Genomic DNA, 9302 nt, shown 5'->3' with positions numbered 1-9302 from the left:
CCAGGCTAACTGCCTCGCCTGCCACCACGCGCTCAACAGCAGCATCCTTAACATCCTTCGGAGTCCAACGCGTCACAACTACCTCCCGGTCGAAGTGGCGCATTCACCCCTTGACAGCACGCAATTAAGGGCTAAAGGGAGAAAAACATTAAACTTACGCTTCAGTTTCAACGGTTCTTGAGCCATCAGAGAGAAAATTAATGCTGGCTTTCTTTGCACCGAAGGGGCTACGTGAGTCATCGCTATTACCTCCCAGCCCCTTCGATATCCGCACTACCCGTTATCGTTAGGAAGGCATCCTCCAAAGTGTGGCTTTGAATTGTTGCACTAGCAATGGGGGATCCTTCAGTCACAATTGAAGTAATAATTTGGGACGACAGCTCCCTGTCTTGGTATCGCAATCGAATTTTTCCGTCATCAAGGATTGAGTAAGGGATACCTCGCCGGTCTAATACTTGCTCCACTTCGGAAGAATTCAGAGCATCAATCACAAGAGAAGGAGCACCGATTAGACTGCTAAGCTCCCCCTCATAACGCAAAGAACCTTCATGGATAATGCCTACGACATCAGCAACTTGTTCAATTTCGGAGAGGATGTGACTAGAAACGACTACGGTTTTTCCCATTTCTCTGGAAAATCGCAAAATTAACTCACGAATTTCTCTAATTCCATCTGGGTCTAGGCCGTTAGTAGGTTCGTCGAGCAATAAGATGTCGGGGTCACCAACCAAGGCTAGCGCGATTCCCAGTCTTTGCTTCATGCCCAGAGAGTATTCTCCGGCTTTTCGTTTTCCGTGATTAGAGAGACCTACCATCTCAAGAATGTGACTAGTGTTTGTTTTGACCCCCCTGAGCTTGCCAAGGTAGGAGATATTTTCCGCCCCAGTTAAATTAGGATAAAATGATGGCTCTTCGATCAGGCTCCCGATATGAGAGAGATAGCTTGTGTCCCCGCCAGCCACCGGCCTTCCTTCAAGCTCAACAGTGCCAGTATCAGGCCTCAAAAGACCCAAAATGATTTTCATCACCGTGGATTTTCCCGCTCCATTTCGGCCCAGGAAGCCGTAGACTTTACCAGTAGGAACGGTGATTGAAAGATCTTGGATTACTTCAGTCTTTCCGAGTATTTGAGTCACGTGGTTTAAGTGGAGTTTTGTTCCCCTGTCCATTTTCCCTCTTTCTTTAAGAACTTCGAAGCGGCCGTAGTGGCCTCGGAGCTCATTGTTCAATGAACGGGAGTAGAAATCCATCATAAGGAGACTTTTGTCCCCTACAGGGGACAATCCTAAAGCTGACGACGTAGAGTTAAACTGACTAGGAATTTCGCTTGAAGAAACTAAATCAATCTGCCATTGTGGACGTTAACTACCCCCCCTACCGCTCCTCGAAATTCTTTGGACAAGATAGCTGAAGCGTGGCAATCTTCCCCCTCAGCTCCATTACTAGGGGCACTTCTGAGTGCGTCGATACAATTTGCAGTCTCGCTGTCCTTCCACGTAAATAGTCTTTTCGAGCCTGACTACCTGTGGTGGATATGGGTGTCGTCGCAGTCGATTGTGTTACTTTTCAGGCGGCGAGCGCCGTTCCTTATTCTCATTATTCAATGCATCTTTATGGTTTCTGCGGAAGTTTTTTATTCTGCAGGCGCTTTTTGCCTTATTCCACTACTCATATCCGTCCATAGCACAAGTTCTCGCTCTACCGCTTGGAAAATCGGGGTAGGACTCCTAATGGCCCTAGCGGCCGACTTCCCCGCTTCATGGAAAATGTTTCCTACTTACGGAATCAGCGCCTTCCTACCAGCTTTCTTCTATGTGGGAACAATCTCCACCATTTCTTTGGGGGCGAGATTTCGAAAGCTATCGTTAGCTCGCCAAGATGACGTTTTCGCAGCTGAGCATCATGCTAGATTGTCCGAAAACAAAAGGCTTCAGGCAGAACGTTCTACCCGTATTGCCACTGGTCTTCACGACAGCGTGGGACATAGTCTGACTGCTATAGCAGCGCTAAGCGAAGGTGTCAAAGGTCAGTTAGGCCGTCCTGATCTAGAAGAAGCTTTGGAAATGATTGATGAATTGGCGCGTGACGCTCTTGCAGATACGCGTCGGACTGTTTATGAGATAAACCAAGAGGAAGTACCCCCCGATCTAGCAACCTTAACCGAGGAGGGACAACACACATGGAATGATTTGGCTTCCCTCATAGAAGTAACTCGGAAAACTGGGATATCTGTTGCATTTCTAGAAAACGGTAAACGCACAGAGAACCAGTGTATCCAGGAACTGTGTTTTCAAGTCATAAGGGAATGCACGACTAACACGATTCGACATGCACAAGAAGCAAGCCAAATTACCGTTTCGTTAGATTTTTCTCCACATTCGGTTCGTATTCATTTTTCCGATAATGGAAAACTACAGACCTCTGTAGTGAAACCCGGAAATGGAATCCTAGGAATGCGTAGACGTCTAGAAAAGGTAGGAGGAAGCTTAACCGCGAGCTCTACACGTAGGGGATGGAAAGTGGACGCGATAATCCCTATTTACCCAGGTTCAAGGGAAGGAAACACCAGTGCAGAACGATATAAATAATGACTCTTCAATTAGAGTAATGATCGTGGACGACCAAAAGGCCGCTCGGTTCGGACTTTCCTTGCTCGTAAAAAAGGCAGCCGATATGCATGTAATGGTGTCCGCAACCAACGGTCAAGAAGCGATTGAAGTACTTTCCCGAATGAAGGAAGCCAATGATCTCCTCCCCCAAGTCATCTTAATGGATATCCGCATGCCTTTTCTGAATGGAATCGAAGCAACAGAACGGATAATTGCTTCGTTTGACAAGATAAAAATATTAATAATGACTACATATGATCAGGATGATTACGCTCTTAGTGCTCTCGATGCGGGAGCCTCCGGATATCTACTTAAGGATGCCCGTTCACGTGATTTACAGAATGCTATTCGATCTGTATACGGGGGAGACGCAGTCCTTACTCCTCGGATAACGGCCACCCTTCTTCAAGAGCGCAGACCAGTAAAAGCTTCGACAAAGCGTCAACGAGACGCCCAAAACTCCATAGCATCACTGTCTCCGCGCGAAAAAGAAGTTGCAGAGTTAATCTCCCAAGGACTCAATAACAAGGAAATAGCGGAAAAGCTTGTAATACAGCGGGACAGTGTGAAAAAGACCGTTTCACGAATACTCTCCAGATTAGAGATGCGGGATCGTGTGCAGATAGCGATACTATGGAACGAAGCACACGCGCAATAATGGACTATCGCTTCATAAAATTCGCCCCCTGAATAATGACCGCTAGCGTTTGAGCGTATGCGAAAAAGACTCCCCCTCGGAGATCCTTGGGCGCGCAGCTGAGGAACCCTTGATGCCTCACCTCGAGGAAACCGATACAAACACAAAATAGCCGCTACTCCGTGTCTGCGGATAGTGCATCAACGTGAGGCGGATTCTGTCGGGTATTTTCACCGGCAGCACGTTGTCACAGTGTCGCCTGAACTGGATAAAATTAACTATCTATATAGCGACTTGTTTTATGCTCTGCCGTCATGGGGTTGCGTCCATCAGTGTGGTGTATCTTTAGCCTGCGGTATGCCTCGTGCCAATGCGCATAAAGACGACCATCGCGGGTACTGAAGTGCCTTGGGTTTTTGCTCCTAGGTATTTGCTTTGATTTCTATTTTCCTGTGGCGGGTTCTAATTCCAAAATCCGGTTTCGACCTCGCCCCACCTGCGGAAACGCTAAGAAAGAGGACTGTTTCTGCCATTGCTGCGGCGCATCGCTTATTCCGACTGTCGCCCTGCATTCTCCGCCCACACACGCACGCCCACAGAAGCGGCAGTCATAACAATCATGAGGACGACTGCTAAACCGAGCCCGATGACGTCTGTCACCCACAAAATAAATAATGCTAAAGAGACAACAGCTAAAGCGAGTAAAACTCCAGTTTTTATCTTCTGTGTTCTATCCATAGCGCCATTATTCAATAATAAAACCCCACCATGTGAGGGATTTCCTCTTCTTGCAGAAGATTTCTTCGCTCCGAAACGTCTTCGCAGTATGGCATGGCTACTCAACGCACGTACTAAAGAGCGGTCGAATCCCAGCTTTAGACTAGCTCTTATTGCTTGATTGAACCGTGAATATGCAGTTAAAACACTGCAATAGTCAATCTCTGCTCGGCTATACCAAGCATGTTGCCCCCAATGTTCCCTAATCTCTGTCTTCACCTAGATGAAGCGCGTCGGCAATCATTACCCTTAAAGAGTGATTACGAACGAACTTCGAAATTTGCTAGCCAAAGCAACTACTCACGCACGGCGCTTTCAGGACGGAGGAAATCACACTGTAGCCGCAGCACTCCTCACCAAATCAGGAAAACACGTACTCGGTTTGAACGCGCACCACTTCCTCGGTGGTCCTTGCGGGGAAGTCTCGGCTTTAGCTAACCATGCTGCTAGTTATCCAGAGGACCCAATCCAAGCAGTAGTCGCCGTATACGGACCTACTGGTCAAGTTATTCCTCCCTGCGGTAAATGCCGCCAGGTGCTTTTTGATGTTGATCCGTCCATTCGGTGCATCGTGCGCGGAAGCAATGGACTTGAAGCACCTACCGTAGAAGAACTCTTGCCATTCGCATTCAACTGGCGAGATATGGAACAAGAGCAGCGCATCTACATGTGGGAAGGCTACGAGGAATCAATTCGTAGCGGAGAAAAGCAACAGACAATTCGGGTAGATGATCCTTTCCATGAAGGAAATGCCCAAATAGTCTTCGAGAAAGAATCCGGAGAGGTCGTCACCATTCCTGCACAGGTCACGGCCGTTTCCTCTATCCAGCGAAGTAAATTGTCGGAAAAGCAAGCTCGAAATGACGGCTTTGGCTCTCTCGCCGAGCTTCAGAAAGCGCTAGATGCTCACTATCCCGGATTAGCTGCCGATGATGAAGTAGACGTCGTCGAGTTCAAACTGCGATAATCCATTCAGACCGAAAGGTGGAATAGCCCTCCTCCCCACGTGCAGAATTCACCTCATCCTTAACGTCATACTTGCGGTGTGAAGATTGCGGCAGCTAGCGCTGGGGGTCTTCTAATTCCCTTATCCAGAAGTTCATCATCTCACCGATAGGATCCGAGGAGGAAAACACTTCGCTCGCTATTTCCCTAGGAGACCAAGTATCCGGAAGGTCTTGAAATCCTGCGCCGACCTTTCCAAGCGTCACTGCTGAGGAGTTTTTGACTGCGCTAAGGATGGTAACGACATCGTCATACGTAGCATAAAACGAGTTTTTCCCATTCGCCCCAGTTGCATCAGCAATACAGATCCAGTCATTGAGTTCCGCCATATCGCTCAAAATATTATCGACGATTTTTCTTGAATCTGTTTCCATATGCTCACTCATTGTGCTTGGCCTTCTACTTACACTCAACCTTAACTCTGAGAATTAGCAACCGCTTTGCCAATGTCGTCTACAAATTTTATCGAGCCAACAAAAGCGGCATGTGAGTTTGTGTTTTACCGGAACCTAAGTGATTTCCGCAGATACTTATTAAGCACCACCCACCCTCTACAATGACACCCATGGATGCACAGGAGCGGCAGGACTTGGAACGCTACGGCTCATGGCAGCGGATGACCGGTGGGGAGTGGTTCTTGCCGAGCATGCCGGAGGCGAAGGAAGAGCACCAGCGCACTTTTCGCTTGGTTAAGCAGCTCAACGAACTACAGAATACGGACCAAGAGCGTGCCGAAGGCATCCTGCGCGAGATACTGCCGGAGGAATCTGCGGTGCCGGGCCTGCACGTGCCGCTCAACCTGGAGTACGGCTGCAATCTAGTATGCGGCGAGCGCGTCTTCATTAACTTCGGCGCTACGATCCTGGCTCAGGCCCAGGTGACGCTCGGCAATGGCGTCATGGTCGGCCCCAATTGCTCCCTGATTACGGTGGGGCATCCGGTAAACGATCATGAGATGCGCGCCGGCGGCTGGGAGATAGCCAAGCCCATCACCATCGGTGATAATACGTGGCTCGGCGCTAATGTCACCGTGCTGCCGGGCATCACGATTGGAAAGAACTGCGTTATAGGCGCAGGCACGCTTATTACCACCGATATCCCGGATAATTCGCTGGTCCTGGGATCACCCGGCCGCGTGGTGCGCAAGCTGGAAGACAATGAGGAGGCCTGGGAGCGCCAGGATCTCAACGGCCCCGTCGAGGGTTTTGGAGCCGCCAACTAAATGTTTGATCTCGCTCGCATCGGCGCGGGACTTCCCGTAGCCGAGACCATCGATTCGCTGCCTAGCACCGGAAATGTCGTCATCCAGGCCCCGCCCGGCACGGGTAAAACCACACTTGTACCACCGGCACTGGCTAATCACGCGGCAGGACGTGGCAAGGTCATCGTCACCGCCCCACGCCGTGTGGCCGTGCGCGCGGCCGCGCAGCGCTTAAGCACACTCAGCGGTAGCCCGGACAAGGTCGGTTTCGCCATCCGGGGCGAGTCCCGCAGGGGCAGCGACGTCGAGTTCGTCACGCCGGGCGTACTGCTGCGCCGCCTGCTGAAGGATCCGGAACTCGAGGGCGTAGCCGCCGTCGCCATCGATGAGGTTCACGAGCGACAGCTCGATACAGACCTCGTGCTAGGCATGTGCCTGGAGCTGGCCGAATTGCGTGCGGACTTTCGCGTCATCGCCATGTCTGCAACCGTGGATGCGCAACGTTTTTCCCAGCTTATGGATGCGCCCGTCCACGTGACCGAGGCGGTCACCCATCCGCTCGACATCCACTACGCCCCCATGCCGGGCAGGGCGGCGGGAACGAGGGAGTTTTATGGGGACGTCGCCAAGCAGGCAGCCTGTCAGCAGGAATCAACGCTGGTCTTTGTGCCCGGCGTGCGCGAAGTCAACCTCGTGTGCGATGCGCTGGAAGACCACAATGTTTTCCCGCTGCATGGCAAGCAGACCACCGCGGAGCAAGACGCCGCGCTATATACCGATGAACAGCGCATCGTCGTGGCTACCTCTATCGCGGAGTCCTCGCTTACCGTGCCGGGCGTGCGCGTGGTGGTAGATGCCGGGCTTTCCCGCGTTCCCCGGCGCGACGCCCAACGCGGCATGTCCGGACTAGTGACGGTGTCTACCTCCAAGTCGAGTGCCGATCAGCGCGCTGGTCGCGCCGGCCGTGAGGCACCAGGCACCGTGATTCGCTGCTATTCGCAGGACGATTACCAGCACTTTTCCCCGCACACCACTCCGGAGATCCTCTCCGCGGACCTAACCCAGGCCGCGCTGTTTTTGGACTGCTGGGGCGCGGGCCCCGATTTCCCGCTGCTCGATCCGCCCCCGGCCCAGGCCCTCGCATCCGCGCAGGCGACCCTCAAGCGCATTGGCGCCACACAGGAACTCGCCCTCCTACCCACCGATCCGCGCCTCGGCGCCTCCTTGCTCCGCCACGGTAGCCAAGCCGCGCCCATTATCGCCTCGCTTGCCGACGCCCCCTTAACCCCCAATCTCACCCGTCACCGCCCACCCCAAAAAGAAGTCAAGCGGCTCGCCCGACTGGTAGACGATCTCGGCCCTGCCGATCCCGGAGAGGTTGTCGCCACCGCCTTTCCCGAGCAGGTGGCCAAGCGCATGGGCGAAGATTACTTGCTAGCCAGCGGCACCCGCGCGCGCCTGCTCGATAACTCGGGCTTGGCCGGAGCCCCGTGGCTCGCAATCGCGGAGGTATCCCTATCTAATGCGGGCAATGCCATCATCCGCTCGGCCGCCCGCATCGAAGAATCTGCAGCCCCAGCAGCTATCGGCGTCACCGAGGAAACCCGCGCCTTCCTGCGCGATGGCCGCGTGCGCGGCGTCAAGGTCAGGGCCGCGGGCGCCATCACCCTTTCTGAGACCCCGGTTAAAGTCACGGGCTCCGCAGCCGAGGAGGCGCTTGCCGCCGGCATCCGTGAAGAAGGCCTAGGTCTCTTTTCCTTTAGCGAGAAGGCCCAAAGATTAAAGGACCGCCTGCGCCACCTGCACTCCCACTTTGGCGAGCCGTGGCCCGACGTCGATTCCTCGGATCCCGCCGAGTGGCTCGGGCCCGAATTACATCGCATCGCCGAGGGCACTCCCGCTGACAAGCTAGACATGTACCCCGCGCTGCAACGCCTACTTCCCTGGCCGGAAGCCACCCACCTCGACGAGCTCGCCCCCGAGCGCCTCCCGGTTCCCTCCGGCCGCGATGCCATAATCGATTGGTCCGGCGATCGCCCCGTAGTCCACATCAAGCTGCAGGAATGCTTTGGACTGGCCGAATCCCCCGAATATTGCGGCCACCGCGTGCAATTCCACCTGCTCTCCCCCGCCGGCCGCCCGCTCGCGGTCACCGATGACCTCGCCAGCTTCTGGTCAGGACCTTATGCTGGCGTGCGCGCCGATATGCGCGGCCGCTACCCCAAGCACCCCTGGCCGGAGGACCCGTGGAATGCGATTGCTACCGCGCGCACCAAAAATCGAATGTAGTTAGCCCCATTGCTGCCAGCCCAGGTAGCAGCTCATGACCACCACCAGGGTAAGCAACGCGTAGCGGATGAATTTGGCACCGCCGCCGAGCACGGTACGAGCGCCGAGAAGTGCGCCGGCGATATTGGCTACGCCGAGCACGATGCCGAGCGTCCACCACACGTGCCCGCCAATAATAAATACGATGAGCGCACCGAAGTTGGTAGCGGTATTGACTACCTTGGCCATGGCCGCAGAGGTCAGAAAATTCTGCGCAAAAATAGAGGTGAAGGCCATGATCAAAAACATTCCGGTACCCGGGCCGAAGATGCCATCATAAAAGGAAATGATGCCGGAGAGTAACAGGACCACGACGGTCCGCCAGCCTCCACGGGTACCGGCCGAGTCGCTACTACCAAAGTCCGGCTTGAAGGCAACGAAGATACCCACGGCAACCATGAGCACGATGATGATGGGCCGCATAACGTCTTTATCGAGGCTCGAGGCCACGCTGGCCCCCAACCCGGAGCAGACCAGCGCGATGAGGATGAACCGCGCCATTTCTGCCTTGTCCAGCTTCACCTTGCGCGCAAGGGTCACAGCAGCGGATCCGGTGCCAGTCACCGCAGCAAGCTTGCTAGTGCCCAAAGCGGCGGCCGGAGCAAGGCCCGGCAGGACCGCCAGCAGCATCGGGATCAGGATCAATCCGCCACCGCCGATGACCGCATCGACCCACCCCGCGGCCGCGGTACCAAAGAAGAGAATTACCCACTGCACCACATCAATTTCCATGCCCCCGATCATA

Annotated in this window: 9 protein-coding genes; 5 read left to right on the top strand and 4 right to left on the bottom strand. The window is 53.9% G+C overall.

Annotated features, from left to right (window positions below; all coding sequences use genetic code 11):
* Positions 1-245: 245 nt before the first annotated feature.
* Entirely contained in the window at positions 246-1253 is a 1008-nt protein-coding gene (locus MHK05_RS10975) for an ATP-binding cassette domain-containing protein (RefSeq protein WP_239206750.1), read from the bottom strand.
* A gap of 477 nt (positions 1254-1730) precedes the next feature.
* Here MHK05_RS10975 and MHK05_RS10970 point away from each other — a divergent pair, with 477 nt between their 5' ends.
* Complete coding sequence (locus MHK05_RS10970; RefSeq protein ID WP_198010443.1) at positions 1731-2588, top strand: sensor histidine kinase; 858 nt, start codon at positions 1731-1733, stop codon at positions 2586-2588.
* Between the two features lie 25 nt (positions 2589-2613).
* Positions 2614-3267, top strand: coding sequence for a response regulator (locus tag MHK05_RS10965; protein ID WP_198010442.1), 654 nt, complete (start codon positions 2614-2616; stop codon positions 3265-3267).
* A 528-nt stretch (positions 3268-3795) separates the two neighbouring features.
* On the opposite strand, the gene MHK05_RS10960 is transcribed toward MHK05_RS10965, so the two are convergent.
* Positions 3796-4242 (bottom strand): hypothetical protein, encoded by a 447-nt coding sequence (locus tag MHK05_RS10960; RefSeq protein ID WP_239206748.1) that lies wholly within the window; start codon positions 4240-4242, stop codon positions 3796-3798.
* 37 nt (positions 4243-4279) lie between these two features.
* Here MHK05_RS10960 and MHK05_RS10955 point away from each other — a divergent pair, with 37 nt between their 5' ends.
* Entirely contained in the window at positions 4280-4990 is a 711-nt protein-coding gene (locus MHK05_RS10955) for an ASCH domain-containing protein (protein ID WP_239206746.1), read from the top strand.
* 94 nt (positions 4991-5084) lie between these two features.
* Here MHK05_RS10955 and MHK05_RS10950 read toward each other — a convergent pair whose 3' ends face one another.
* Complete coding sequence (locus MHK05_RS10950) at positions 5085-5414, bottom strand: hypothetical protein (RefSeq protein WP_239206745.1); 330 nt, start codon at positions 5412-5414, stop codon at positions 5085-5087.
* Positions 5415-5584: 170 nt separating this feature from the next.
* Between MHK05_RS10950 and MHK05_RS10945 the strand changes: the two genes are divergently transcribed.
* On the top strand, positions 5585-6250 hold the full coding sequence (locus MHK05_RS10945) for a sugar O-acetyltransferase (RefSeq protein ID WP_239206744.1): 666 nt from the start codon (positions 5585-5587) through the stop codon (positions 6248-6250).
* Positions 6251-8518 carry an ATP-dependent RNA helicase gene (locus MHK05_RS10940; protein ID WP_239206743.1) on the top strand — a complete coding sequence of 756 codons (2268 nt, stop codon included), beginning with the start codon at positions 6251-6253 and terminating at the stop codon, positions 8516-8518. It begins immediately after the preceding gene.
* Here the strand turns inward: MHK05_RS10940 and MHK05_RS10935 are convergent, their stop codons facing one another.
* Positions 8519-9289 (bottom strand): TSUP family transporter, encoded by a 771-nt coding sequence (locus MHK05_RS10935; protein WP_200288417.1) that lies wholly within the window; start codon positions 9287-9289, stop codon positions 8519-8521.
* Positions 9290-9302: the final 13 nt, after the last annotated feature.

Source organism: Corynebacterium nasorum (assembly GCF_022347325.1).
GTDB lineage: Bacteria > Actinomycetota > Actinomycetes > Mycobacteriales > Mycobacteriaceae > Corynebacterium > Corynebacterium kefirresidentii.
This window is presented reverse-complemented; position numbering and strand designations above follow the sequence as displayed.